Origin of the sequence: Streptomyces sp. NWU339, assembly GCF_003143855.1 — a bacterium.
In the GTDB taxonomy this organism is placed as follows: domain Bacteria; phylum Actinomycetota; class Actinomycetes; order Streptomycetales; family Streptomycetaceae; genus Streptomyces.
Genome location: NZ_QFRK01000003.1, coordinates 182,876 through 208,246 on the forward strand (window position 1 = coordinate 182,876; position 25,371 = coordinate 208,246).

Below are 25,371 nucleotides of genomic sequence, written 5' to 3' on the forward strand. Positions count from 1 at the left end.
GGGACGGTGCCCGTGCGGGCGGGTGTGGACGGGCGGAGGCCGGTACGGCACGGTGTGCTGCCGAACCGCTCCGCAGGGTGTTCACCGAGCGTGATATCCCCATGTCCACGCCTGTCGTCGGGCTGATACCGTCCCGGCCAACGGCCGAAGTCTTCTCTCGTCCGCCAAGTACGTTTCACCGCTGAGAGGTTGGAGCATGACGGACGACTCCGCAGCCGCCCGGGCCGCCGCCGAGGAGGAGTCGGCCTTCTCCCATCCGCCCGTCGGCCCCGACGCCACCGCGGCCTACGGCGACCACCCGGACCAGCTGATCGACTTCTACGCGCCGCGCGGTGAGGGCGGACCCGCGCCGGTCGTCGTCGTCCTGCACGGCGGCGCCTGGCGCGCCCCCTACGACCGTCGCCACATCAGCCCGTTCGCCGCGTTCCTGGCCGGCCGGGGCTTCGCCGTGGCCAGTGTCGAATACCGGCGCGGTGCGGGGGAGTCCGGCGGCGGTGACCCGGTCGCGGGCCGATGGCCCGACACCTTCGACGACGTCTCTGCGGCGCTGGACGTCCTGCCCGAGCTGGCCCGGCAGCACCTGCCCGCGGCCGACCCGCGCCGCATCGTGCTCACCGGCCACTCGGCCGGCGGCCATCTGGCGCTGTGGGCGGCCGCCCGGCACGTCCTGCCCGCCGACAGCCCCTGGCGCACCGACCGTCCCGCCCCGCTGCGCGGGGTCGTCGCGCTCGCCCCGATCGCCGACCTCGCGGTCGCCGACAAGCTGGACGTCTGCGGCGGTGCTGCCCGCCAACTCCTCGGCGGTGACGAGGGGTTCGCGGAGCGTCAACCGTACGCGGACCCGGCGCTGCTGCTGCCCACCGGTATCGCCACGGTCCTCGTCCAGGGCCGGGACGACGTCGACGTCCCGCAGGTGGTCGCCGAGTCCTACGCGGAAGCGGCGGCGAAGGCCGGCGAGGTGGTCGGCCTGACGCTGCTGGCGGACGCCGGTCACTTCCCGCTGATCGACCCGGCGGCGGACGCCTGCGCGGTGGTGGCGGAGGAGATCGCCCAACTCGCCTGGTGAGTCGGGCCGCTGGGCGACCGGTCACACCCGTCGTCCCCGTCGAACCGTCATACCCGTGATACCTGAGAGCTACGTTCCAGGTGAGTCCCCCGGCGGGACGCGGGTTACCTGCGCCGATCCGTAACTTCCTTGCCTGACAAGCCCGATGACCCGGGCGAACAGGGAGGGAAGACGACCATGGGGCTCCGGTGGCGCCGTACCGCACTCGCCGTTCTCATCGCCTCGGCCGTGACCCTGCCCGTGGCCGGTGCGGCCCGGCCCCGGGTTCCCGCCCCGGCCCCCGCCAGGCTCGCCCCGCCGACCGCGGCCACCCTCGACGCCGCCTACGCCGCCAACCGTGCCAACGCCGAGGCCGCGGCGCGGATGGCCGCCGACCACGGCGACCGACGGCGCGCGGCGGCCGACCGCGCCCTGGCGGGTCCCGCCCGGCAGCTGCTGGCCTTCGACGGCCGCGGCCCCGGACGGGTCACCGAGGTGCTCGGCGACCTCGCGCACGCCGACCGCGTCGCCGTCCTGGTCCCCGGTTCCGACACCGGCCTCGACACCTACGGCCGGTTCCGCGCCGCCGCCGAGGCCCTGCACGCGCGGCTCACCCGGGAGGCCCCGGCGGGTATCCGGACGGCGGTCGTCGCCTGGCTCGGCTACGAGACGCCCGGCACGGTCGCCGTCGCCGTCGCCACCACCGACCGGGCCGACCGGGCCGCTCCCGAACTGCGGTCTCTCGTCGACGACTTGCGCGTCGTCTCCGGTCCGCGCACCCAGATCTCCCTGATCTGCCACTCCTACGGCTCGGTCGTGTGCGCCCGCGCCGCCGCAGGACTGGACGTCGACGACATCGCGGTCGTCGGCAGCCCGGGGACCGGTACCGACACCGCCGCCGCGCTGCGCACCCGGGCCCGGATCTGGGCGGCTCGGGGTGCCGACGACTGGGTGGCGAACGTCCCGCACCTCAGCGCCGATCTGTTCGGCACCACCGTCGGCTTCGGCACCGATCCCGTCGCGCCGGAGTTCGGTGCCCGGGTCTTCACGGCCGGCGACGGCGGCCACAGCGACTACTTCGCGCCCGGCTCCCCCTCCCTGACCAACCTGACCCGGATCGTCCTCGGCCGGACCACGGCGGTGACCCATGACTGACCTGAGCCCCAACGCCGTACGCGACGTCATGCGGCAGGCCGTCGCCCGCGTCGACGCCGCCACCCCCGCCCACCGCGACCGCGCCGTGGACGCCCTGCGCGCCCTCGCCGTCCTCGGTGTCGTCCTCGGCCACTGGCTGGTCACCGCCCTCGTCGCGGACGGCGGCACCCTGCGCACGGCCAGCCCGCTGCAGCACCTGCCGTGGCTGGCGCCCGTGTCGTGGCTGTTCCAGACGCTCGCCGTCTTCTTCCTGGTCGGCGGGCATGTGGCCACGCGCGGTTACGCCTCCGCCCGCGCCCGCGGCATCCCGTACCACCGCTGGCTGCGGACCCGTCTGGCCCGGCTGTTCAAGCCGGTCGCCGCCGTTCTCAGCCTGTGGACGGCCGTCGCGGTCGCGCTCCTGCTCTCCGGAACCGAGTACGCGACCGTCCGCACGCTGGTGAAGCTCGCCCTGTCCCCGCTCTGGTTCCTGCTGGTCTTCGCCGTCCTCACCGCCGCGACCCCGCTGCTGGCCCGGCTCCACCCGCTGTGGCCGCTCGCCGTCGTCCTGCACGTGGACCTGCTGCGCTTCGGGCTCGACGGCCCCGACCGGCTCGGCTGGAGCAACCTCGCGGCCGGCTGGATGGTCCCCTACGCCCTGGGCGCCGCCTGGACCCGGGGCGAGCTGGAACGCCGCCGCTCCGGCCTGCTCCTGCTCGCCGGCGGTACGGCGGCCACGGCCGGGCTCGTCGCCTGGGCGGGCTACCCGGCGTCGATGGTCGGCGTGCCGGGCGCCGAGGTGTCCAACCTCAACCCGCCGACGCTGGCCGCCGTCACCTTCGGCCTCGCCCAGTGCGGACTGGCGCTGCTGCTGCGGGAGCGGTTGCGGGCCGTGATGCGGCGTCCGGTCGCCTGGGCGGCGGTGGCGCTGGTCAACCTCTCCGCGATGACGATCTTCCTCTGGCACCAGACGGCCCTGATGGCGACCACCGCCACCGGACTTCTCCTCGGCCGCCTTCCCGGCCTGCACACCCGCCCCGACGACCTCGGCTGGGTCGCGGCCCGGCTTGCCTGGCTGCCGGTGCTCGCCGGAGCGCTCGCGGTCTGCTGGGCCGCGTTCCGGTCCTGGGAACAGGGCGGTGTCGGGCGGCGACGCGGACGGTCCCGGGTGGTCCGCGCCCACCGCCCGACACCGAAGGGAGCACGTCATGTCTAGGCTGAACCGTGTGGCGGACAAGGGGGCGAAGACTGTCCTGCGGTGGCTGCGGGTGCTGCGGGGCGACCTGCTGACGGCGCGTTCGGACCCGCTGCCCCCGTCGGTGTGGCTGCGCTGGGTGCCGCACGGGTTCGTGTGCCTGGCCGCGTTCGGCCTCTTCCTCGGCGACCTGAACCAGCTCCAGGGGTACGGGAAACTGGGCCACGGTGACTCCCTGCTGGTTGCTGGCGGACAGTGCGGGGCGGCTGTTCTCGCGCTGCGGCGTCCGGTTCCGGCGCTGTGGTTGTCGATCAACTCCTCGCTGGCGGGTGCCGCCCTGCTGCGCCGCATGCTGATGGCCGGCCAGATCGACGGATTCCCGTGGCCCTGGCATGGCTGGGGGATCGCGGCCCACCTGCTCGTCCTGCTGCTGCTCGCCCTGCGCGTGCCCACCCGCGTCTCCGTCGCGGCGCTGGCTCTGACGGCGTTGCTCACCTATGTCATCCAGGGACTCTGGGGCGCGTGGAACTACTCGCCCACCGGCCAGACCGCCGTCGTCCTGTTCGCCGTCGCCGTCGTCCTCGGCGTCGCCCTGCGCGGCCGTCGCGAGGCCCGCGCCGAACTCGTGGAGCAGACCACGCTCACCGCCGAGGAACGCTCCCAGCGCACCCTGCTGGAGGAACGCAGCCGGATCGCCCGCGAGCTGCACGACGTCGTCGCCCACCACATGTCGGTCATCTCCATCCAGGCCCAGGTCGCCCCGCACCTGGTGGAGAACCCGTCCGAGGAGCTGAAGGAGAACCTGGCCGGCATCCGGCAGAACGCCGTCGACGCGCTGACCGAACTGCGCCGCGTCCTGGGCGTCCTGCGCTCCGAACACCCCGGCGGCACCGGCGATCACGAGGGCGTACCCGGCCCGCATCCGGACGGCTCCGTCACCGCGCCCCACGCCCCGCAGCCCACCCTGGACCGGCTGGGGGCGCTGGTGGAGAACACCAGGACCGCCGGACTGGCCGTGACCACGGAGATCACCGGCGAGCGACGGCCGCTGCCGCCCGGTGTGGAGCTGTCGGCGTACCGGATCGTGCAGGAGGCGCTGAGCAACGTCCTGCGCCACGCACCCGGCGCCACCGCCCAGGTCCGCCTCGCCTACGACCGGGGCGGGTTGCGGGTCGAGGTCCTCAACAGCCGCCCCACCCGTGAGGCACCGCTGTCCTCGGGCGCCGGGCACGGGCTGCTCGGGATGCGGGAACGGGCCGCGATGCTCGGCGGCACCCTCACGGCCGGCCCTTGGACCGGCCACGGCTACAAGGTCGAGGCCCACCTCCCGCTCTCCGCCCCGCACGCTTCCGACCCCCCTCCACAGGACGGCCCCGCATGATCCGCGTACTCGTCGCCGACGACCAGCAGATGGTCCGGCAGGGTTTCACCGTGCTGCTGAACACCCAGCCCGACATCGAGGTGATCGGCCAAGCGGTGGACGGACTGGACGCGGTCGCCCAGGTCGCCGAACTCGCCCCGGACGTCGTCCTGATGGACATCCGCATGCCCGAACTCGGCGGCATCGAGGCCACCCGCCGCATCACCACGGCCACCCCGCACATCCGTGTGCTGGTGCTGACCACCTTCGACCTCGACGAGTACGTGTACGAGGCACTGCGGGCCGGCGCCTCCGGCTTTCTGCTGAAGGACGCCTCCGCCGACCAACTCGCCGAGGCGGTAAGGGTGGTGGCATCCGGAGACGCCCTGCTCGCGCCCGGCATCACCCGCCGCCTGATAGCCGAGTTCTCCCGGCTGGACGCCAGACCCCGCCCCCCGCTCAGGGACCGCGTGGGCGACCTCACCGAACGCGAGACGGAGGTGCTCTCGCTGATCGCGCAGGGCCTGTCGAACGCGGAGATCGCACGGCGACTGGTGGTGGCCGAGCAGACCGTGAAGACGCACGTCGGCCGCATCCTGGTGAAACTGGGCCTGCGCGACCGCACCCAGGCAGCGGTCTTCGCCTACGAGTCGGGGCTGGTCCGTCCCTCGGGGTACTGATCCTCCAGGGGGCCGGGAGGCCGTCAGCGCGGCCCGCGTAGTACCTGAGACGGACGCCCGGGAACCCGTCTCAGCGGGGACGACCGCGGTCGCCCGAGCGGCCTACCGTGTGAGCGTGACCGAGACGACGACTCACCTGAAGCCGCCGACCGCGGGCGGGGCCGGGACATCGCGCAGCCCGGAGTACCGGCTGGCCCAGAAAGCCCTGGGCGGGCTGCGCCAGGACCTGTTCCACGATGCTTTCGCCTACCGTCCGCTGCCGCGCACGGACGCGTCCGGGCCGATCGCCCGCCGACTGCCCGGCCGGCTGCGGTCCGCCGCGGAGCAGCTTCCGCACACGGTGGTGGCCCTGGCCGCCCTGTTCGTCCTGTGGGTCGGTGCGGCGGGCGGCGACACCGACAACGGTCCGCTGTCCCTGCTGATCGGCCTGATCTGCGCGCTCCCCGTGCTGGCCACCCTGATCCGGCCGGTCGGCGCGTTCTGGCTGTCGATGGCGGCGACCCCCGTGACCGCGGTACTGAACGGAGGCTGGGGCGAATGGCCGTGGGTGCCCGGCGCGTTCATCAGCCACCTGGTGGTGCTGGTCGTCGTGGCGCTCCGCACCCGGCCCCGCACTGCCGCCTGGATGTGGGTCCTGACCGCCCTGTACGCCTTCTTCTCGAACGCTGTGTTCGGCGGCCCGTACTACTACACGAACGGCGCGCCCATGACGGTGACCTCCGCCATCGCCCTGCTCGTGGTCTCCCTCTGGCACGTCCGCCACACCGCCCAACAGGAGGTGACCGCCCAGCAGACGGTCACCGCGCACGAACGCTCCCGGCGCACGCTCCTCGAGGAGCGCACCACCATCGCCCGCGAGCTGCACGACGTGGTGGCCCACCACATGTCGGTGGTCGCCATCCAGGCCGAGGCCGCCCCCTACCGGGTGGAGAACCCGCCGCCCGAGCTGGAGCGCGCCTTCGCCACCATCCGCGAGAACGCGGTGGCCGCGCTCACCGAGCTGCGCCGGGTCCTCGGCGTGGTCCGAGCCGAGGACTACGAGGCCCCCGACGCCCCGCAGCCCACCCTCGCCGACCTGGACGCCCTGCTCGCCAATGTGCGGGACACGGGTCTGGACGTGGAGAAGGTGGTGACCGGGGCGGTGCGCGAGCTGCCGCAGGGCGTGGAGCTGTCGGCGTACCGGATCGTGCAGGAGGCGCTGAGCAACAGCCTGCGGCACGCGCCGGGAGCGAGCGCCCGGGTCGAGATCGGGTACGTCCTCGGCGGCCTCGGCCTGCGCGTGGTCAACGGCCCGGTCCCCGCACCGAACCTGGTCAAACCCTCGCCCGGCGCCGGGCACGGCGTCACCGGCATGCGCGAGCGGGTCACCATGCTGAACGGCGAGATGACGGCCGGCCCGACCGACGACGGCGGCTACGAGGTCGCGGTGTTCCTGCCGGTCGCCTCGGTGAACGAGGGAGAGGCATGACCATTCGCGTCCTGATCGCGGACGACCAGATGATGGTGCGCGAGGGCTTCTCGGTGCTGCTGAACGCGATGCCGGGCATCGAGGTCGTCGGCGAGGCCGTCAACGGCCGGGAGGCGGTGGACCGGGTCCGCGAACTCGCCCCCGACGTCGTCCTGATGGACATCCGCATGCCCGAGCTGAACGGCATCGAAGCGACCCGCGAGATCGTCGCCGCCGACAGCACCGCGAAGGTGCTGGTGCTGACCACCTTCGACCTCGACGAGTACGTCTACCAGGCGCTGCGCGCGGGCGCCTCCGGCTTCCTCCTCAAGGACGCCTCGGCCCGCCAACTCGCCGACGGGGTGCGGATCGTCGCGTCCGGAGAGGCGCTGCTCGCCCCCACGGTGACCAAACGCCTGATCACGGAGTTCTCCAAACTGTCCGAGGCCCCGCGACTGATGCCGTCCGCGCACGCGGCCTACGGCGACCTGACCGAACGGGAGACGGAGGTCCTGGTCCTCATCGCGCAGGGCTTGTCGAACTCGGAGATCGCCGGACGCCTGGTGGTCGCCGAGTCGACGATCAAGACCCATGTGAGCCGCATCCTGGTGAAGTTGGGCCTCCGCGACCGCACCCAGGCAGCCGTCTTCGCCTACGAGGCCCGGCTGGTGACACCGGGCTGACCGGGCTGACCGGGCTGACCGGGCTGACCGGAGAGCTCGCACCACACGTACTTGCCCCGGTTGCCGAACCTGGAGAGCGGATGCCAGCACCACAGGTCGGAGCAGGCCCTGACCAGGGCAAGCCCCCGGCCGTCCTCGTCGGTGACGTTTCCGTTCAACCCGGCAGGGGCGAGCGGCGGTTCGGGGTCCGCGTCCCACGCGCCGATCCGCAGCACGCCGGCCGACCACCGCACCCGCAGCGCGGCGGGCCCCTTGGTGTGCCGCACGGCGTTGGTGATCAGCTCCGTCGCCAGCAGTTCGGCGACGTCGACCAGGCGGATCAGGCCGTGCATCGTGAGGATGAGCCGGAGGGTGCGGCGACTGATGGTGACGGCGCGCAGGTCGTTCGGGATGTACAGGGAGTACTCCCAGGGCTCGTCTTCGGGCATGCGTCGACTCCGTTCGGTGAGGTGAGGGGCGTCGCAGCCACCGGGCGGTGTCATTGCCGCAGCCGTCATGACAGGACGAAGCGGTGCGCTTCCGGTGCCCCGGTGTTTCGCAGCGTGTGCGTCGCGTCACTGACGGTAGAGGAGTAATTTCTCCTCTCGCAAGCTGTTGCCATAATTTGGCACTCGAACGTGGCACGTACGCAGAGGCGTTGGGGACGGAGAACGTATGGCGCCGAGAAGTAATCCCACCGCTCGGCAGGTGCGGCTGGGGACTGAGTTGCGCAAGCTGCGCGAGGCGACGGGCATGAAGGCGCGCGAGGTGGCGACGTTCCTGAACTCGACTTCGGCGCAGATGAGTCAGGTGGAGTTGGGCATCTCAGGCGTCAGCGCGGAGCGCGTTCGCCGGCTGGCAGCTCATTACGGCTGCGGGGACGAGGCGTTCATCGACGCTCTGGCGTCCTTGGCCAGTGAGCGGTCACACGGCTGGTGGGACGACTACCGAGGAGTCCTGCCGCAGGTGAACATGGATGTGGCCGAGGCGGAACATCACGCGACCTTCCTGCGGGAGGTTGTGATCACGCACGTTCCCGGGCTTCTCCAGACCCCGGACTACGCTCGGGCGGTCTTCAGGTACATGCGCCCTGATCTGCCCGAGAGTGAACTGGCGCCGCGCGTGGAGCACAGGATGAGACGACGCAAGGCGATCGAGGGTGACAGGCCGACCCCGTACGAGACGGTGATTCACGAGTTCGCCCTGCGTATTCGTGTGGCCGACCGCCAGACGGCCGTGTCTCAGCTTCGGCTCATCCTGGACGAGATCGAAGAGGGCCACGCCACCGTGCGGATCATCCCGGTCGACCGGGACGGCTTCGCTGGTGCTGACGCATCGATGATGTACCTGGGTGGGCCGGTACCCAAGTTGGACACGGGGCTCCTCGACTCACCCACGGGCACCCTGTTCATCGATGCGGCAGCCCACTTGGATCGGCTCCGAACGCTTTTCTGCACGGTGAAGAAGTCGTCGCTGAACCCCTCGGAGTCACGGGACTTCGTTCACCGCTTGACGAAGGAGCTTTGATGAACTGGCGGAAGTCCACCTACTCCGGCGGCGGCGAAGGCAACACCTGTGTCGAGATCGCTGCCCTCTCCACTCACATAGCCATCCGCGACTCCAAGGCCCCTGCCCGAGCCACTCTCTCCTTCCCCGCCCGCTCCTTCAGCGCCTTCATCGAATCGGTCAAGAGGTCGCGCGGATAGGCGGGTGGGCGGGGGCAGGCCGACCGCGGTGTGGGTGTGGCGGCCCGTACGTCAGACCCGCTCCAGAGGCCGGTGCGGTCCGCTGGGAAGCTCCGCTTCGATCGCGTCGCCCGGGCGCACCACGCCGCCCTCCTTCACGATGCTCATGATTCCCGTCTTGCGCACGAGGTTCCCGGCTTCGTCGCGGCCGACCACCTGCTTCAGCAGCCCGTCCTGGAAGGTGTCGATCTGCAGGCAGGGATTGCGCAGGCCGGTCACCTCCAGCACCGCGTCGTCACCGATGCGCAGCAGCGTGCCGACCGGCAGACCGAGCAGATCGATGCCCCGGGTGGTGATGTTCTCGCCGAGGTCACCGGGCACCACCTTGAACCCCTCCGCCCCGACCTCGGCGAAGAGCTCCTCATGGATGAGGTGGACCTGGCGCAGGTTCGGCTGGGTGGGGTCCTGCGCGACCCGTGAGCGGTGCTTGACCGTTACGCCGGCGTGCACGTCCCCCTCGACCCCGAGCCCGGCGAGCAGCGTGATGCTGTCCCGGTTCGGCTTGGTGAACGAGTACTCGCCGTTGCTGCTGACTGCCGTGACCGTCCCGCGCATCCTCGGATCCCCCTGGTGACAATGCTGAGCCACGACCCTAACTCCTGGGCCACCCGAGCACAGCGGCCCGGAATCATCCGCGGGAGGCGCGTTGAGAGAGGTGGCCTACGTCGCTCCGGAGGTCCGGGAGCGGCTCGTCGTCCGGTTCGGATCCGAGGTGCTCGGTTGGTGTGACGAGTTGCCCGACCTCGTCGGCGAACTCGCTGCGCGTTGGAATCTGGAGCCGGTCGCGGCGGGTGGCGGAGGCACCTCGCGGGTGTTCCGCTGCGTGAGACGTGACGCCGGTACCTCGGTGTGGCTGAAGCTCACGCCGGAGTCCGCGCTCGCCCGCGAGGAGGCCGAAGCGCTGCGGGCCTGGGCAGGGACGCCGTCGGTCGTCACGCTGCTGGCAGAAGACGTGGCCGCCGGGGCCCTGTTGCTGGAGGACGTGGAGCCGGGAGCACCCGTGCGGCAGTCGGCTTGGAATCTGCCCGAGGTCGCGGCCCTGCTGCGAGACCTGCGGGTCGCGCCTCCCGGGCCGGGGGAGCGCTCGGTGTTGCGTCCTCTCTCGCACCGGATCGGCTTCCTGTTCGACCTGGTCGACCGCAGGCCGGCGGTGGCCCGCGTGAACGGCCCGGATGCCTCCGCGGTGCTGGGGCGGGCCCGCGCGAGCGCCCTGGAACTTGCCGCCGGCGGCCCCGTGGCACTCGTGCACGGTGATCTCCATCCGGCCAACGTGCTGTCCGGTCCGGGTGCCCGCATGGTGGCGATCGACCCGAGGCCGGCGTGGGGCGACCCGGACTTCGACGCCGTGGACTGGGCGCTCGACGGGGTTGCGGATCCGGCCGTGCTGGAGCGGAGGGTCGAGAGGCTGGCGGCGCTGGTTCCCGGCATGTCCCCTGAGCGCGTGCTGGGTTGGTGCGGGGCCCTGTCCGCCCTCGTCGCGGTCCCCAGGGTGTGCGAGGGGCGGGACGACGCGGAAACCCGGTTCCTCATGACCCTGGCCGGCGGCTGATCCGGCCGCCGACCGGGGCAGTCCCCGTACCGCAGCCAGGGGAAGCCGCTTTCCATGAGGGCTCTGGGCACAGGGACGGTCGGCGTTCTATGGTCCGGGCATGATGGCTGAAACCGACCTCGTGTTCGCACCCTGGGACCCGGCGTTCGTCGCCGATCCGTATGCCGGCTATGCCGAGCTGCGGGAACGGGGGAGGGTGCACTGGTTCGAGCCGACGAACCAGTGGCTGGTGCCGCACCACGCGGACGTCTCGGCGCTGCTGCGCGACCGGCGACTGGGGCGGACGTACCAGCACCGCTTCACCCACGAGGAGTTCGGCCGGACGGCCCCGCCACCGGAGCAGGAGCCGTTCCACACCCTCAACGACCACGGCATGCTCGACCTGGAGCCGCCGGACCACACCCGGATCCGGCGCCTGGTGTCGAAGGCGTTCACCCCGCGCACGGTGGAGCGACTGAAGCCGTACGTCGAGGGGCTGGCGGCGGACCTGGTGGCCGCGCTGGTCGACGCCGGCGGCGGTGACCTGCTGACGGACGTCGCCGAGCCGCTGCCGGTCGCGGTGATCGCCGAGATGCTGGGCATCCCGGAGTCCGACCGGGCCCCGCTGCGCCCCTGGTCGGCGGACATCTGCGGGATGTACGAGCTGAACCCGTCGGAGGAGTCGGCGGCGAAGGCCGTCAGGGCGTCGGTCGAGTTCTCGGACTATCTGCGGGAGTTGATCGCCGAGCGTCGCGCGAAGCCCGGCGACGACCTGATCTCGGGGCTGATCGCGGCCCACGACGAGGACGACGACCGGCTCACCGAGCAGGAGATGATCTCCACCTGCGTGCTGCTGCTGAACGCGGGCCACGAGGCGACGGTGAACTCCACGGTCAACGGCTGGTGGGCACTGTTCCGGAACCCGGACCAGCTGGCCGCCCTCCGCGCGGACCACTCCCTGGTCCCCACGGCTGTGGAGGAGCTGATGCGCTACGACACCCCGCTCCAGCTCTTCGAGCGCTGGGTCCTGGAGGACATCGAGATCGACGGCACGGTGATCCCCCGGGGTGCGGAGATCGCCCTGCTCTTCGGCTCCGCCAACCACGACCCGGCCGTGTTCACCGACCCCGCCCGCCTGGACCTCACCCGCGCGGACAACCCGCACATCTCCTTCAGCGCCGGCATCCACTACTGCATCGGCGCACCCCTGGCCCGCATCGAACTCGCGGCGTCCATGACGGCCTTGCTGGAGCAGGCCCCGACCCTCGCCCTGGCGGAGGAGCCGAAGCGCAAGCCGAACTTCGTGATCCGGGGTCTGGAGGGGCTGGCGGTCGAGGTCTGAGTCCACCGCCCCGAACCGCGTCGCCCCTGGGCGGACGGGGCACCGGGCCCGCTCCGCAAAGGGGACCTCCGCGGTCCCGGGGCTGCGGGCCCGGCGACGGGTGCTGTGCCGAAAACCATGAGCAGTCGGTGGGCATGTGTCACCCAAGCGCTCAAACGAGCGGGATCAGGACAACAGTGGCCGAAGTGCTCACGGTTTCGGAACGGTGTGTCCTCCCCGGGGCGTGGGCGAGTGTTGCGGCATCGCCACGTCGAGGCCGCACCCCGCGGGCGGTTGCGGAACACCGTCCGCACGAACAGCCGACCGCCCCGGCAAGGCCCGATGCGCCGTCACTCGATCCCACGCCCGCCGGGCAGCACCGCCGGCCCCGACCCGCGACGCCACCTTCAGAACCCTTGTCCCCTCCGGAGGGACACCCCTGCACCGGCCCATGCCGCGCCGGCCCTGCCCCGCCCGCCGGGGGCGCGTCCCGCCGGGCGGGGCCGCGGCGCGGTTACTTCGTCTCCAGGTCCCGCCTTCGGAAGCCCGCCAGGCCCAGCCACACCAGGCCGGCGGCGACGAGGGAGAGCAGGATCAGGGGGAGCCAGTCCATGTCCGCGGCGGGGAGCCGGGGGACATGGCCGAACGGGGAGAGGTTGTTCATCCAGCCCGGGAACTGGAGGATCTGGCCGAGGTAGCCGACCACGAAGGCGTACACCGGCACGATCCAGGCCGCCTGGCTCGCCTGCGGGAACCAGCCGAAGAGCACCACGGCCACGCCGACCGTGACCCACAGGGCGGGCGCGTACGCGAGGGCCGCCCCCACCAGCTTCGGGAGCAGTGAACCGTCACCGGTCGAGGCCGCGCCCGCGAGGCCGAAGCCGAGCCCGGCCAGCAGCAGCACGAACGTACCGCCGCCCATGGCCACGGCCAGGTGGCCGCCGACCCAGCGGGTGCGCGAGAGGCCGGTGGCGAGGAGGGGCTCGGCACGGCCCGCCGTCTCCTCGGAGCGGGGCCGCAGGGCCGCCATGACGACGTACACCGCCGCCACGACCGTGAGGACGACCATGACCATGGAGGCGAAGGACTCGGCGACGCCCGCCCCGCCGATGCGGTCCAGGGCCTCCTGGATCTCGTCGATGCCCTTCAGCATCTCCTCGGCGTTCCCGAGGATCGATCCGTACATCGCGCCCATCAGGAACAGGCCCGCGCCGAAGCCGATCAGCATGCCGCGGTGCAGTCGCAGGGCGAGGCCGACCGGTGTGGCGAGCGCGTCGGAGGCCGTGGGGCTGCCCAGCTTCTCCGGACGCAGACCCGCGCCCACGTCCCGCCGGGTGGAGAGCACGAAACCCGCCGCCGCGCACACCACCGCGAACGCCAGACAGAGCAGCAGCGGCCACCAGCGGTCGTCGACGTACGGGTAGCTGCGCTGTACCCAGCCGATCGGGGACAGCCAGGACAGGGCGCCGTTCTCGCCGCTGTCGCCGGCGGCGCGCAGCACGTAGGCGACGCCGATGACCGCGAGCGCCATGCCGGACGCGCCGCGCGTGTGCGCGGTGAACTGGACGGTGACCGCGGCGACGGCGGCGAAGACGAGACCGACGGCGGCGTGGGCGAAGCCGTAGAGCAGTGAGCCCGCCGTGCCGCCGTCCTCCAGCCCCATGCCGGCCAGGCCGAAGGCCAGCAGCAGCGCCAGGGCGAGGTTGGCCAGGACCGCGACGGAGAGGGCGGCGGCGAGGTGGGCGTGGCGGCCCACCACCGTCGAGCGCACCAGCTCGGCGCGGCCGGTCTCCTCCTCGGCGCGGGTGTGCCGGGTGATGATCAGCACGCTCATGAGGCCGACGAGGACGGCCATGAAACCGAGCATCTGGTGGCTCAGCATGGAGCCGAAGCCGTAGTCGTCGAGGTAGTGGCGGGGGCCGGACATGGCGAGGCCGGCCGGGCTGTCCATGCTCCGGACGGCGTTCGCCCGGTCCTCCGGGGAGCTGTACAGCGTCTTGAAGCTGTTCGCCGTGGAGAGCGTGCCGAGGAACAGGGCCAGGATCCACACCGGGAGCCGGATCCGGTCCCGGCGCAGGGCGAAGCGGATCAGCGTCCGGGTCCCGGCCAGCGCGTTGCCGCCCGCGACCGGTCCGGCGGGGGCCGGCGCCTCGGGGGCGGCGGTCGCGGTGGTCATCGCGAATCTCCGTTCGTGCCCTGTCCGGCCTGTCCGGCCCGCCCGACCCGTTCGTCTTGCTCGTACCGTCCGGCCTGCCCGGTGTCGTGCCCGTTGGCGGCGAGCTCGCCGCCGTAGTGGCGGAGCATCAGCTCCTCCAGGGTCGGCGGGTGGCTGACGAGGCTGCGGATGCCGAACTCGGTGAGCCTGCGGACCGCTCCGTCGACCTGACCGCCGTCGACGGCGAAACGGACCCGGCCGGTGGCCTCGTCGAGGGTCCGCAGGTCGTGCACGCCGGGCAGCTCGGCGAGACCGGTGGCGGGTCGCTCGGTCTCCGCCTCGATGGTGGTGCGGGTCAGGTGGCGCAGCTCGCCGAGGGTGCCGGACTGGACGGTGCGGCCCAGCCGGATGATGCTCACCCGGTCGGCGAGCTTCTCCACCTGGGCCAGGATGTGGCTGGAGAGCAGGACGGTCTTGCCCGCCGCCTTGGCCTCGCCGATGACGTCCTGGAAGACGACCTCCATGAGCGGGTCCAGTCCCGCGGTCGGCTCGTCGAGCAGCAGCAGCTCGGCGTCGGAGGCGAGCGCGGCGACGATGGCGACCTTCTGCCGGTTGCCCTTGGAGTAGGCGCGGCCCTTCTTGGTCGGGTCCAGGTCGAAGCGCTCGATGAGCTCGGTGCGCCGCTTCCTGTCCAGGCCGCCGCGCAGCCGCGCCAGCAGGTCGATGGCCTCGCCGCCGGTGAGGCCCGGCCACAGTTCGACGTCGCCGGGGACATAGGCGAGGCGGCGGTGCAGCTCCACGGCGTCCGCCCACGGATCGCGGCCGAGCACCCGGGCGGCGCCCGAGTCGGCACGCAGCAGACCGAGCAGGACGCGGAGGGTGGTCGACTTGCCGGAGCCGTTCGGGCCCAGGAAGCCGTGCACCTCGCCGGACTCGACGTCCAGGTCGAGACCGTCGAGTGCGCGCGTGCGACCGAACGACTTGTGGAGTCCGGAGACGCTGATTGCCTTCGTCATGATGGCGAACGTACATTTCTTTCAGAATTTTGTGAAGTTAAGGAATCGTATGAACGGCGGCTAGACTGGCGAACGGTGTTTGAGCAGGGGAGATGATCGGGTCATGGCGGAACCGAGCGTGACGAACCGGGATCCGGAGGCCGTCTCGCGGTTCGTCGAGCACTTCGCGGCGCAGTTGGTGGAGGCCGGACTGCCGCGCATGCCCGCCCGGGTCTTCGCCGCGCTGCTCTCCTCCGACACCGGTGTCATGACCTCCGCCGAACTGGGGGAGCGGCTGCGGATCTCGCCCGCCGCGGTCTCCGGCGCGGTGCGCTATCTGGCGCAGCAGCACATGGTCTCCCGCGAGCGCGAGCCAGGCTCGCGCCGGGAGCGGTACCGGGTGCGCGGCGACCAGTGGTACGAGGCCCTCACCAACCGCGAGACCGTCATCCGGCGCTGGGAGGACGCCCTGCGCGAGGGCGTCACCAGCCTGGGGTCCGACACCCCGGCGGGCCGCCGGCTGGCGGAGACCCTGGCTTTCTTCGAGTTCGTGGAGAAGGAGATCGAGGGGATGATGGCGCGCTGGCGGACCCACCGCGAGGAGCGCTTCGGGCGGGGGTGAGGGGCGGTCGCAGAAGCCGGTCACGCGTGTGTGATTGGTCGGCTGCTCTGGGTTGCTACTGGTCCGCATCAAGGGGAGGGCGCATCATGGCAGCCATGGCAGAGCGACCGACGATAAGCGGCACCGAGCCCTACGACTTCGAGGAGTTGCTGGACACCCTCGACGAGCTGGACGTGCCCGACGGCTACAAAGCCGAGATCATCAGGGGGAACATCGTCGTGTCGCCGTGGTCGAGGGGGTACTACACCCGTGTAATGCGCCTGGTATGCCAGCAGCTGGAACCGCACCTTCCTGAGGGGCACCAGATCGAGCGGGCGCCGAATCTGTACGTTTTCCCGAACGTTGAGCGGGCGTACGGGCCGGATATCCACGCGGCGCATGCGAAGGCCATGGAGACAGCCGACAACCACTTGGACGGGGAAGCCCTCTCCTTCGTTGCCGAACTGACCTCCTCCTCCACCCGGGACGACGACCTGACGGACAAGGTCGAGGTCTATGGACGAGCCGGTATCCCCGTCTACCTGATCCTCGACATGCAGGAGGAGCAGGCCACCGTCCTGTGGACGCCCTCCGCCAAGGGCTACGAGTCGCACTGCACCAGGCCGTTCGGTGAGAAGCTCCCGATTCCCGAGCCGTTCGACTGCCTGCTGGACACGACCGGCTTCAGCGCCCCCTGAGCCGGTCGGTCAGCTCTTCGGCAGAGTCAGCCCCAGGGCCCCCTCCAGCACCACCCACGTCCGGGTCAGCACCGGCCCCGACACCACCGCGTCCGCGCGGTACCGGAAGTGGGCGCCCGACACCGTCACCGCCCGCCCCTCCGCCAGCAGCGGGGACGCCTCCGCGCCCACCGACGCCGGACGCACTTCGACCCTGGCCGCCCCGGAGGTGCCCGGGACGACCGACACGGCCTCCACCGGCTGGTGCAGGTCGACCAGGGTCTCTCCGTCGACCTCCACCCGCAGCCGGGAGGGATGCGCCTCGGTGACGGGAGCGATCTCGGACGGCCGGGCCGGCACCAGGGTCCGTACCAGGGACCGGCACGTCTGCAGCCAGGGACGCCCCACCCCGCCGACCGTCTCCCGTACCGGCGTCACACCCCCGACCGGCGGGATCCGCACCGCGCCGAGCACCACCCCGTCGCTGTCGTCCACCAGCAGGTCCATCCGCCGTTCGGCGCCGTCCAGCACGGCCCGCGCCGCCGCCACCGTCCCCGTGGGCACCCCCAGCGACCGGGCGAGGGACAGCGCGCCGCCGACCGGAACCAGGGACAGCGCGCAGCCGGTCAGCTCGCGCTGCCGGTGCAGCACCCCCACCGCCCGCGTCAGAGCCCGGTCGTCGCCGATCACCACCGGCCGCCGGGAACCCAGCCGGGCCAGCGCGCGGGCGAACTCCTCCGGCCCGTCCGGCAGGCAGACCTTCGTGCTCGCACCCCCGCTGAGCACGTCTTTCGCGATGCGCACGGACTCGCCGTCCCTGCGGCGGGCGACCGGATCGATGACCACCAGGAGCTGATCGGACGTCGGGGAAGTCGCCACCTCGGCCATGCCTCGCTTCCTCGGGTAGCATCTTTGTGCAAGAGCCCCTTTGCACTTTTGCGCAGGGGCTTCGTCTATTCCGGGGCACCCGGTCCGACGGTTGGCGGCCAACGGTGGTCGCGGTGCACGCGGCGGAGATCCACCGCGTACGCCCCTGACCCTGGACATGCCCCGCCCGGAAGGGGTGTACGCGCGTGCCCGCACTTGTGCTGCTCGGTGCTCAGTGGGGTGACGAAGGCAAGGGAAAGGCGACGGACCTGCTCGGAGGTTCCGTCGACTACGTGGTGCGCTACCAAGGCGGCAACAACGCCGGCCACACGGTAGTCGTGGGTGACCAGAAGTACGCCCTCCACCTGCTCCCTTCCGGAATCCTGTCCCCCGGATGCACGCCGGTCATCGGCAACGGCGTCGTCGTCGACCCCTCCGTCCTGCTCTCCGAGCTGAGTGGGCTGAACGATCGGGGCGTCGACACGTCCAAGCTCCTGATCAGCGGTAACGCGCACATCATCACGCCGTACAACGTGACCGTCGACAAGGTGACGGAACGCTTCCTCGGCAAGCGCAAGATCGGGACGACCGGTCGCGGCATCGGCCCGACCTACGCCGACAAGATCAACCGCGTCGGCATCCGGGTCCAGGACCTGTACGACGAGTCGATCCTCACCCAGAAGGTAGAGGCGGCCCTCGACGTCAAGAACCAGATGCTCACCAAGCTCTACAACCGGCGCGCGATCGCCGTGGACCAGGTGGTCGGGGAACTGCTGGGCTACGCCGACAAGCTGGCGCCGTACGTCACCGACACCGTCCTGGTCCTCAACCAGGCCCTGGAGCAGGACAAGGTGGTCCTCTTCGAGGGCGGCCAGGGCACCCTGCTCGACATCGACCACGGCACGTACCCCTTCGTCACCTCGTCCAACCCGACCGCGGGCGGTGCCTGCACGGGCGCCGGCGTGGGCCCGACGAAGATCAGCCGGGTCATCGGCATCCTCAAGGCGTACACGACCCGCGTCGGCGCCGGCCCCTTCCCGACCGAGCTGTTCGACGAGGACGGCGAGGCGCTGCGCACCATCGGCGGCGAGCGGGGCGTCACCACCGGCCGCGACCGCCGCTGCGGTTGGTTCGACGCGGTCATCGCCCGCTACGCGACCCGCGTGAACGGCCTGACCGACTTCTTCCTCACCAAGCTCGACGTCCTCACCGGCTGGGAGCAGATCCCGGTCTGCGTGGCCTACGAGATCGACGGCAAGCGCGTCGAGGAGCTCCCGTACTCCCAGACGGACTTCCACCACGCGAAGCCGGTCTACGAGATGCTCCCCGGCTGGTCCGAGGACATCACCGGGGCGAAGTCCTTCTCCGACCTGCCGAAGAACGCCCAGGCCTACGTCAAGGCCCTGGAGGAGATGTCCGGCGCCCCGATCTCCGCGATCGGCGTGGGCCCGGGCCGCGACGAGACGATCGAGATCAACTCGTTCCTGTAGGGCCGGCCCTGCCGCACCCCGACGTCCCGGTGACCCGTCCAGGGTCACCGGGACGTTCTCGTCTCCGGGGCGTTCGGGGCTTTCGGGGCGAGTCCGTACCCGCCCGGGGGTCAGCTGAAGACGATCATCGAGCCCTGGGCCAGGCTCCGGGTCGCCGCCGCGTGCAGACCGAGCCAGACGTGGCGTTCGCGGGCGAAGGGGCTGGGGTCGTACGGGGGCGGGACGGCGGGTTCCTCCAGCTCGGTCGGTCCCTGCGGGGGCTCCGGCGCGGCCGGGGGGTTCGCGGGGTCGATGCCGAGGGCCGGGGCGACGAGTTCCAGTTCCCGCAGCAGTGCGTGGGAGGAGCCCAGCGGGCCGCCACCGGCGAGGAGTTCGTCGCTGGAGAGCGGGGTCGGGAAGTCCACGGGGACGTACGCCCCGGCGTGGTCGTAGTGCCAGACCAGGTGCGACTGCTGGGCCGTCGCCTCGAACATCTCCAGCAACTGCTCGTAGTCACCGCCCAGTTCGCCCACCGGCGTGACCGGCAGCCCGCACACCTGGAGCAGGTACGTGCGCCGCAGGAAGTGCAGCGCGTCGTAGTCGAAGCCCGCGACCGGGGCGACCTCGCCGGACAGTCCCGGCATGTACTGGTACACCGGCACCGGCGGCAGCCCGGCCTCGGCGAGCACCTTGTCGTACTGCGCGATCTCCTCGGCGAACGGATTGTCGGGCGTGTGGCACAACACGTCGACGAGCGGTACCAGCCACAGGTCACAGGCCAAGAGGGCTCCTCGCACAGCACGTGGGTCGAAGATACGTAGGTCAGAGAAGGGTATCGGCGCGAGGCGAGAGCGGCTCCCCTCGTGCAGGTCCCCTACCCATACGAACACGGACGACGCGGGCGCCGCGCCCCGGACTCCGTGCCCGGGGCTCCGGTCGGTCGGGTCAGTCGGGTCGGTCCGGTCGGTCCGGGGGGAGCCGCTCGATGAGGGTCAGGGAGTGGGCGTTGTACGACTCGATGATCGCGCGAGCGGAATCGGTGTCACGGCGCGACAGGGAATCGACCAGATCGGTGTGCTCGGACCACAGCCGTCCCCGTAGATCGGGCAGCCGACGCAGATGCTGCACCGCGCACACCCAGGTCTGCACCCGGAGCCGGTGCAGGAAGGCGGTGAGGTAGGGGTTGCCGAACAGGGCCCCGAGTTCGCGCCAGAAGCGCAGGTCGTAGCCGATCAGAACGGTGAGGTCCCCGGCGAGGGCCGACCGCTGCGCCTCCTCGCCGCGCCGACGGACCCCGGCGAGCGCGGCGGCGACCCGGGGTTCCTCGGGCCGCAGGGAGGCCAGGCGTCCCTCGGGGTCGGTCAGGGCGTGGAACATCCCGTCGACCACCAGGCCGCGGGCCTCGATCATGCCGCGGAAGTCGTCGACGGAGTACTCGTGCACCCGGAACCCCCGGTGCTGGTCGGCGTCGAGCAGTCCCTGCGCCGACAGGTCGACCAGCGCCTCCCGCACCGGGGTCGCGGAGACCCCGTACTGGTCGGCGATCTCCTTGACGGTGAACTCCTGCCCCGGCTGGAGCCGCCCGGCCAGCACCTCGTCACGGAGCGCGTCGGCGATCTGCTGCCGCAGCGTGCTGCGGGTCACCGCGCCGTTGCCGCTGGTGCCGGGCATGGTCGGGCGTCTCCCTCATCGCGTTCGAATGACGTGCACACATCTGTCCACGGTGCCGCCACCTTACGCGTTCACCCTGCCCGGCCTGTTCGAGTGCCCGCCGGGGTCGGCAACCCCCGGCGGGCCCCCAACGGGCACGGGGCGCCGGGTCACTCCACGTACTCGTCCGCCACCGACAGGGCCGAGTCCAGTGCCGCCAGGCCCTCCTTCAGCTCGGCCTCGGTCGTGTTGCACGGCGGCACCACATGGGTGCGGTTCATGTTCACGAAGGGCCACAGCCCGCCCGCCTTCGCGGCCGCCGCGAAGGCGGCCATGGGGGCGTTCGCCTCGCCGGTCGCGTGGTACGGCACCAGCGGCTCCCGGGTCTCCCGGTTCCGCACCAGTTCCAGCGCCCAGAACATGCCGACCCCGCGGACCTCGCCCACACTGGGGTGCCGCTCCGCGAGCTCGTGCAGCGCGGGTCCGACCACCGACGTGCCGAGCCGCGAGGCGTTCTCGACGACGCCCTCCTCGGCCATGACGCCGATCGTCGCGACGGCCGCGGCACAGGCCAGCGGATGCCCGGAGTACGTCAGCCCACCCGGGTACGGCCGCTTCCCGAACGTGTCGGCGATCGCCCCGGAGATCGCGACGCCGCCGAGCGGCACATACCCGGAGTTCACGCCCTTCGCGAAGGTCATCAGGTCCGGCACGACGTCGTACAGGTCCGCCGCGAACCACGTGCCGGTCCGGCCGAACCCGGCCATGACCTCGTCCAGGACGAAGACGATGCCGTACGTGTCGCACAGCTCGCGGACCCCGGCGAGGTAGCCGGGCGGCGGCGGCATGATCCCCGCCGTACCCGGAACGGTCTCCAGGATGATCGCCGCGATCGTCGACGGCCCCTCGAAGGTGATCGTCGCCTCCAGGTGCTCGAGCGCCCGCGCGCACTCCTGCTCCTCGGTCTCGGCGTAGAAGCGGGAGCGGTACAGGAAGGGCGCCCAGAAGTGCACGACCCCGGCCGTGCCGCTGTCGGAGGCCCAGCGGCGCGGGTCACCGGTGAGGTTCACGGCCTGCTGGGTGCCGCCGTGGTACGAGCGGTACGCGGAGAGCACCTTGGGCCGCCCGGTGTGCAGCCGCGCCATGCGCACGGCGTGCTCGACGGCGTCCGCGCCCCCGTTGGTGAAGAAGATCTTGTCGAGGTCCCCCGGCGTCCGCTCGGCGATCAGCCGCGCCGCCTCCGACCGCGCCTCGACGGCGAACGCGGGCGCGAACGTCGTCATCCGCCCGGCCTGCTCCTGGATCGCGGCGACGACCTTCGGGTGCTGGTAGCCGATGTTGGTGTAGACGAGGCCGCTGGTGAAGTCGAGGTAGCGCCGGCCGTCGTAGTCCCAGAAGTACGACCCCTCCGCCCCGGCGACGGCGAGCGGGTCGATGAGCTCCTGCGCGGACCAGGAGTGGAAGACGTGCGCACGGTCGGCGGCCTTCACGGCGGCCCCGACCTCGGGGTTCGGCTGAGGAGTCATGGGGGTGAGGGTAGGCCGTGGCACCGGCCGCCCGACATCGGCGGCCTGTCTGCGGTCCGCCGCTTTCCGCGACAGGATGTCGACCGCCGTCGCGACGGGGAAGCCCGTCGCCGACGACCGGTGAAGGCGTTCGGTGAGGCGGAGTTCGGACAGGTGGTCCACTTGCTGAACGCCTGTTCACCGTGCTCGACGGACTCGGCCCATCTGTTACGGAACAGTGGACGAAGCCCTGGTCACCCCGGACCAAGCCCGGTCTATCCTCGGGCTGTTGCTCACTGTGGGGGGAAGGCGGCGCAACGATGGAGATGCACGGGCCGGGGGGCGACGCGCCGGGGGCGCCGGGCGGCCGGCACCCGGGGAGGATCGGCGCGTACCGGCTGCTCGCGCGGCTCGGGGCCGGCGGGATGGGGTGCGTCTACCTGGCCCGTTCCGACCGGGGACGCACCGTCGCCGTCAAACTGGTCCGGGAGGAGCTGGCCCGGCAGGAGGAGTTCCGGGCCCGTTTCCGCCAGGAGGTGCAGGCCGCACGGCAGGTCGGCGGTGCCTGGACCGCGCCGGTGCTGGACGCGGACACCGAGGCCCCGGTGCCGTGGGTCGCCACCGGGTACGTCGCGGGGCCCAGCCTCCAGCAGGTGGTCGGGCAGGACCACGGCGCGCTGCCCGAGCGCTCGGTACGCATCCTCGCCGCCGGTCTCGCGCACGCGCTGAAGGACATCCACGCCGCCGGCATCGTGCACCGCGACCTCAAACCGTCCAACGTGCTCGTCACCATCGACGGGCCGCGCGTCATCGACTTCGGGATCGCGCGGGCGATGGAGACCGTGACCGACGGCGGACTCACCCGCACCGGCGCGCTCGTCGGCTCGCCCGGGTTCATGGCGCCGGAGCAGGTGCGCGGCGACCGCGTCACCTCCGCCTGCGACGTCTTCTGCCTCGGCTCGGTGCTCGCCTACGCGGCCACCGGCGAGCTTCCCTTCGGCACCGCCAACAGCGGGGTGCACGCCCTGATGTTCCGCATCGCCCAGGAGGAACCCGACCTCGGCCGGGTCCCCGAGGGTCTCGCCGACCTGGTGAGGGACTGCCTGAAGAAGGACCCCGCCCAGCGGCCCACGCTCGACCGGATCCTGGAACGCACCGGCGCCGAGGACACCGTCGTCGACGGCCGTTCCCGCGATCCCTGGCTGCCGAGTGTCCTGGTCGCCCAGCTCGGTAGGCACGCCGTGCGGCTGCTGGACGCGGAGGCCCCGGAGGCGCCCCCGGCAGCGGCGGCGGGGGCGGGGGGTGCGGCAGGGGCCGCCGGGCAACCCGTACCGCCCACGCCGCCCGCACTCCCCGGACCGGACGGCTCCGCGCCCGCCGCCACCCCCGAACACGCCCCCGCCCCCGACGGCTCCGCCCCACCGGAGCCCCCGCCCCACGCGCCCGCCCCGCCCGCGCCGGGCACCCCCGGTGCCGGTGCGCCGGTGGACCACCTGCCCACCCTGGTCGCCGGCCAGAGCACCACACCGCCCCCGGGCCCCGCCCCGGGCAGCCCGGCGGCCGGGCAGGTCCCCGCCGCATACGGCCATCCCCAGCCGCACGCCCAGCCCCCCGGCTACGGCCACCCGTACAACGCCTACGGGGCCGCCGGCTCCACCCCGCCCTACGGCCCGCCGCCCTTCGGCTCGAACCCGCCCCCGCACGGCCCGGCGCGGACACCGCGGGGCGACCGTTCCACCGCGCTGCTCGTCGTCATCGCGCTGGTCGTCGCGATCGCCGCCGGCGGCACGGTGTACGCGCTCATGAGCAGCGGCGACGGCGGCGACAGCGCCGACGGCGATCCCACGGCCACGGCGACCGACGGCACGTCCCAGGGCACCGCCCCGACCGCCGACGGCAAGGCCTCGACCGGGCCGGACGGATCGGGCGGTGCAGGCGGTACGGGAGACACGGGCGACCCGGCCCGGTCCGGCACCCCCGCGCCGACGGACGGGGTGATCCCGACCGGCTACCTGGGCAGCTGGTCCACGACCATCGACAACGCGAGCGGCCTGCACACCCGCACGCTGACCATCCAGCAGGGCGAGGTGGGGGACACGGTCATGTCCCTCGTCGCCGACGGGCCCACCGGCGACGGCACCTACCACTGCGTGTTCGAGGCCGGCCTCTCCGAGACCCCGGGCTCCGGCGACCGGCTGCGGATCGGCCCGTCCAGCGTGACGGTCGGCCAGCCGCGCAGCGCCTGCACCCCGGGGTCCGCCACCGAGATCACCCTCCGCCCCGACGGTTCCCTCCAGCGTGTGACCACCAGCAACGGCGAGCAGCTCACCTACACCCGGGACTGAGACACCCGGCCGTCCCCCTGCCTCGGCTTACCTCGGCTCCGGCGGGCGCTGCCGGGGCATGTTCGGGCGGGCCGCGCCCGGAGGGGCGGGGAAGCGGCCGTATGGCGCGGCCGCATCGGGGCGGCCCGCGCCCGCCGCGGCCCCCCGGACGCCCAACGGCACGATCCCGCCGCGGAAGTCCGACATCCAGTCCTCCGTCTCGGCCCGCACCAGCTCGCTCACGTCCTCCGAGAACCGCCGCAGCACCGACAGGCACCGCTCGGTCGCCTCGCTCGCGGTGCCCTCGGCCGGGCCCAGCACCTCGCGGACGCACTCCGACGCCCAGTCGAACTGGAACGCCTGGAGCCGCCGCTGCACCGCCTGTGCGGTCGCCACGTCCCGCATCCAGCCGGACGTCACTCCGAAGAACCGGTCGGCGACCGCACACACGACCGCCAGCAGCAGCGCCAGGTACCCCCAGGGGGTGGCCCCGACGGCCACCCGGGTCAGATCCAGCAGCAGCAGCGCCGCCCCGGTGACCGCCCCCGCCGCGGTCCCGGCGCGCAGGGCCCGTGCGCAGCGCCGCTTCCACACCCGGTCCGCGAGATACCAGGCGGCGGTGTCCAACGCCCCCCGCTCCACCCACCGGTACAGCTCGTCCAGCCGGAGCGCGGGCTCGCCCCAGTCCCCGAGGGGAAACACCCGCCCGGCCAGATCGCCCGGCCGCAGCCCGGTCGCCCCCTCGCCGGGGCCGTCCTGCGGACGGCCCTCGGGCTGCATCTCCGGCTGACCCACCCCGTACTCCCTACTGACCTGACCCCTACCGACTCCTGCTCGACGTCTGCGCGACGTCTGCTCGACGGTCGGCGCGGACGTGTCCGGCCCTTCCTACCGCCCAACGGGTGGGGGCGTCGGGGGTTCGGCTCCTCTTCCGCCCGAAAGAGGGCCGTGATCAGGTGGAGGGCCCGACCGAGACTCACTCGAAAGAGTGCTGGGGCGACGGCCGCCCGG

General features: G+C 72.3%; 24 protein-coding genes. 15 read left to right on the forward strand and 9 right to left on the reverse strand.

Annotation, left to right across the window (positions count from 1 at the left end):
* Window positions 1–196: 196 nt before the first annotated feature.
* The 7 genes from DIZ27_RS05670 (at window position 197) to DIZ27_RS05700 (ending at window position 7,544) form a co-directional block, all read left to right on the forward strand.
* Window positions 197–1,066: an alpha/beta hydrolase gene (locus tag DIZ27_RS05670; RefSeq protein ID WP_109377175.1), complete on the forward strand. Its 870-nt coding sequence runs from the start codon at window positions 197–199 to the stop codon at window positions 1,064–1,066.
* A gap of 177 nt (window positions 1,067–1,243) precedes the next feature.
* On the forward strand, window positions 1,244–2,200 hold the full coding sequence (locus DIZ27_RS05675) for an alpha/beta hydrolase (protein WP_109377176.1): 957 nt from the start codon (window positions 1,244–1,246) through the stop codon (window positions 2,198–2,200).
* A complete protein-coding gene (locus DIZ27_RS05680; RefSeq protein ID WP_109377177.1) occupies window positions 2,193–3,395 on the forward strand; it encodes an acyltransferase in 1,203 nt (400 codons plus the stop codon). The genes DIZ27_RS05675 and DIZ27_RS05680 overlap by 8 nt, the downstream gene beginning before the upstream one ends.
* Window positions 3,388–4,755: a sensor histidine kinase gene (locus tag DIZ27_RS05685; protein ID WP_109377335.1), complete on the forward strand. Its 1,368-nt coding sequence runs from the start codon at window positions 3,388–3,390 to the stop codon at window positions 4,753–4,755. Before DIZ27_RS05680 ends, DIZ27_RS05685 begins: the two co-directional genes overlap by 8 nt.
* Window positions 4,752–5,414, forward strand: a complete 663-nt coding sequence (locus tag DIZ27_RS05690; protein ID WP_109377178.1) for a response regulator transcription factor — start codon at window positions 4,752–4,754, stop codon at window positions 5,412–5,414. The genes DIZ27_RS05685 and DIZ27_RS05690 overlap by 4 nt, the downstream gene beginning before the upstream one ends.
* A 109-nt stretch (window positions 5,415–5,523) precedes the next feature.
* Complete coding sequence (locus tag DIZ27_RS05695; protein ID WP_375231930.1) at window positions 5,524–6,882, forward strand: sensor histidine kinase; 1,359 nt, start codon at window positions 5,524–5,526, stop codon at window positions 6,880–6,882.
* A complete protein-coding gene (locus tag DIZ27_RS05700) occupies window positions 6,879–7,544 on the forward strand; it encodes a response regulator transcription factor (protein WP_109377179.1) in 666 nt (221 codons plus the stop codon). Before DIZ27_RS05695 ends, DIZ27_RS05700 begins: the two co-directional genes overlap by 4 nt.
* On the opposite strand, the gene DIZ27_RS05705 is transcribed toward DIZ27_RS05700, so the two are convergent.
* Window positions 7,514–7,972, reverse strand: coding sequence for an ATP-binding protein (locus DIZ27_RS05705; RefSeq protein ID WP_109377180.1), 459 nt, complete (start codon window positions 7,970–7,972; stop codon window positions 7,514–7,516). The genes DIZ27_RS05700 and DIZ27_RS05705 overlap by 31 nt on opposite strands.
* A 226-nt stretch (window positions 7,973–8,198) precedes the next feature.
* Between DIZ27_RS05705 and DIZ27_RS05710 the strand changes: the two genes are divergently transcribed.
* Complete coding sequence (locus DIZ27_RS05710) at window positions 8,199–9,050, forward strand: helix-turn-helix transcriptional regulator (RefSeq protein ID WP_109377181.1); 852 nt, start codon at window positions 8,199–8,201, stop codon at window positions 9,048–9,050.
* Window positions 9,050–9,229, forward strand: coding sequence for a DUF397 domain-containing protein (locus DIZ27_RS05715; RefSeq protein ID WP_109377182.1), 180 nt, complete (start codon window positions 9,050–9,052; stop codon window positions 9,227–9,229). Before DIZ27_RS05710 ends, DIZ27_RS05715 begins: the two co-directional genes overlap by 1 nt.
* 51 nt (window positions 9,230–9,280) lie before the next feature.
* Here the strand turns inward: DIZ27_RS05715 and DIZ27_RS05720 are convergent, their stop codons facing one another.
* Window positions 9,281–9,823, reverse strand: coding sequence for an MOSC domain-containing protein (locus DIZ27_RS05720; protein ID WP_109377183.1), 543 nt, complete (start codon window positions 9,821–9,823; stop codon window positions 9,281–9,283).
* A gap of 100 nt (window positions 9,824–9,923) precedes the next feature.
* On the opposite strand from DIZ27_RS05720, the gene DIZ27_RS05725 reads away from it, so the two are divergent.
* Window positions 9,924–10,817 (forward strand): aminoglycoside phosphotransferase family protein, encoded by an 894-nt coding sequence (locus DIZ27_RS05725; RefSeq protein ID WP_258308269.1) that lies wholly within the window; start codon window positions 9,924–9,926, stop codon window positions 10,815–10,817.
* A 100-nt stretch (window positions 10,818–10,917) separates the two neighbouring features.
* A complete protein-coding gene (locus DIZ27_RS05730) occupies window positions 10,918–12,138 on the forward strand; it encodes a cytochrome P450 (RefSeq protein ID WP_109377185.1) in 1,221 nt (406 codons plus the stop codon).
* Window positions 12,139–12,631: 493 nt separating this feature from the next.
* Here the strand turns inward: DIZ27_RS05730 and DIZ27_RS05735 are convergent, their stop codons facing one another.
* Window positions 12,632–14,293, reverse strand: coding sequence for an ABC transporter permease (locus tag DIZ27_RS05735; RefSeq protein ID WP_109377186.1), 1,662 nt, complete (start codon window positions 14,291–14,293; stop codon window positions 12,632–12,634).
* A complete protein-coding gene (locus tag DIZ27_RS05740; RefSeq protein WP_258308254.1) occupies window positions 14,290–15,288 on the reverse strand; it encodes an ABC transporter ATP-binding protein in 999 nt (332 codons plus the stop codon). The genes DIZ27_RS05735 and DIZ27_RS05740 overlap by 4 nt, the downstream gene beginning before the upstream one ends.
* 103 nt (window positions 15,289–15,391) lie before the next feature.
* Here DIZ27_RS05740 and DIZ27_RS05745 point away from each other — a divergent pair, with 103 nt between their 5' ends.
* Together DIZ27_RS05745 and DIZ27_RS05750 are read left to right on the forward strand one after the other, a co-directional pair.
* On the forward strand, window positions 15,392–15,889 hold the full coding sequence (locus DIZ27_RS05745) for a GbsR/MarR family transcriptional regulator (protein WP_109377187.1): 498 nt from the start codon (window positions 15,392–15,394) through the stop codon (window positions 15,887–15,889).
* 86 nt (window positions 15,890–15,975) lie between these two features.
* Complete coding sequence (locus tag DIZ27_RS05750; protein WP_181383399.1) at window positions 15,976–16,566, forward strand: Uma2 family endonuclease; 591 nt, start codon at window positions 15,976–15,978, stop codon at window positions 16,564–16,566.
* Between the two features lie 9 nt (window positions 16,567–16,575).
* Here DIZ27_RS05750 and DIZ27_RS05755 read toward each other — a convergent pair whose 3' ends face one another.
* The gene (locus DIZ27_RS05755) at window positions 16,576–17,433 is read right to left on the reverse strand and encodes a diacylglycerol kinase family protein (RefSeq protein WP_109377188.1); all 858 of its coding nucleotides are present in this window, start codon (window positions 17,431–17,433) and stop codon (window positions 16,576–16,578) included.
* Between the two features lie 185 nt (window positions 17,434–17,618).
* On the opposite strand from DIZ27_RS05755, the gene DIZ27_RS05760 reads away from it, so the two are divergent.
* Window positions 17,619–18,902, forward strand: a complete 1,284-nt coding sequence (locus tag DIZ27_RS05760; RefSeq protein ID WP_109377189.1) for an adenylosuccinate synthase — start codon at window positions 17,619–17,621, stop codon at window positions 18,900–18,902.
* A 110-nt stretch (window positions 18,903–19,012) separates the two neighbouring features.
* Here the strand turns inward: DIZ27_RS05760 and DIZ27_RS05765 are convergent, their stop codons facing one another.
* The 3 genes from DIZ27_RS05765 to DIZ27_RS05775 all read right to left on the reverse strand — a co-directional run bounded on the left by DIZ27_RS05765 (window position 19,013) and on the right by DIZ27_RS05775 (window position 22,057).
* On the reverse strand, window positions 19,013–19,663 hold the full coding sequence (locus tag DIZ27_RS05765; protein ID WP_109377190.1) for a hypothetical protein: 651 nt from the start codon (window positions 19,661–19,663) through the stop codon (window positions 19,013–19,015).
* Between the two features lie 163 nt (window positions 19,664–19,826).
* Window positions 19,827–20,552 (reverse strand): GntR family transcriptional regulator, encoded by a 726-nt coding sequence (locus DIZ27_RS05770; RefSeq protein WP_109377191.1) that lies wholly within the window; start codon window positions 20,550–20,552, stop codon window positions 19,827–19,829.
* Between the two features lie 149 nt (window positions 20,553–20,701).
* On the reverse strand, window positions 20,702–22,057 hold the full coding sequence (locus DIZ27_RS05775) for an aspartate aminotransferase family protein (protein WP_109377338.1): 1,356 nt from the start codon (window positions 22,055–22,057) through the stop codon (window positions 20,702–20,704).
* A 299-nt stretch (window positions 22,058–22,356) separates the two neighbouring features.
* Between DIZ27_RS05775 and DIZ27_RS05780 the strand changes: the two genes are divergently transcribed.
* Entirely contained in the window at window positions 22,357–24,381 is a 2,025-nt protein-coding gene (locus DIZ27_RS05780) for a serine/threonine-protein kinase (protein ID WP_109377192.1), read from the forward strand.
* 27 nt (window positions 24,382–24,408) lie between these two features.
* On the opposite strand, the gene DIZ27_RS05785 is transcribed toward DIZ27_RS05780, so the two are convergent.
* Window positions 24,409–25,155, reverse strand: coding sequence for an SLATT domain-containing protein (locus tag DIZ27_RS05785; RefSeq protein ID WP_109377193.1), 747 nt, complete (start codon window positions 25,153–25,155; stop codon window positions 24,409–24,411).
* Window positions 25,156–25,371 lie beyond the last annotated feature (216 nt).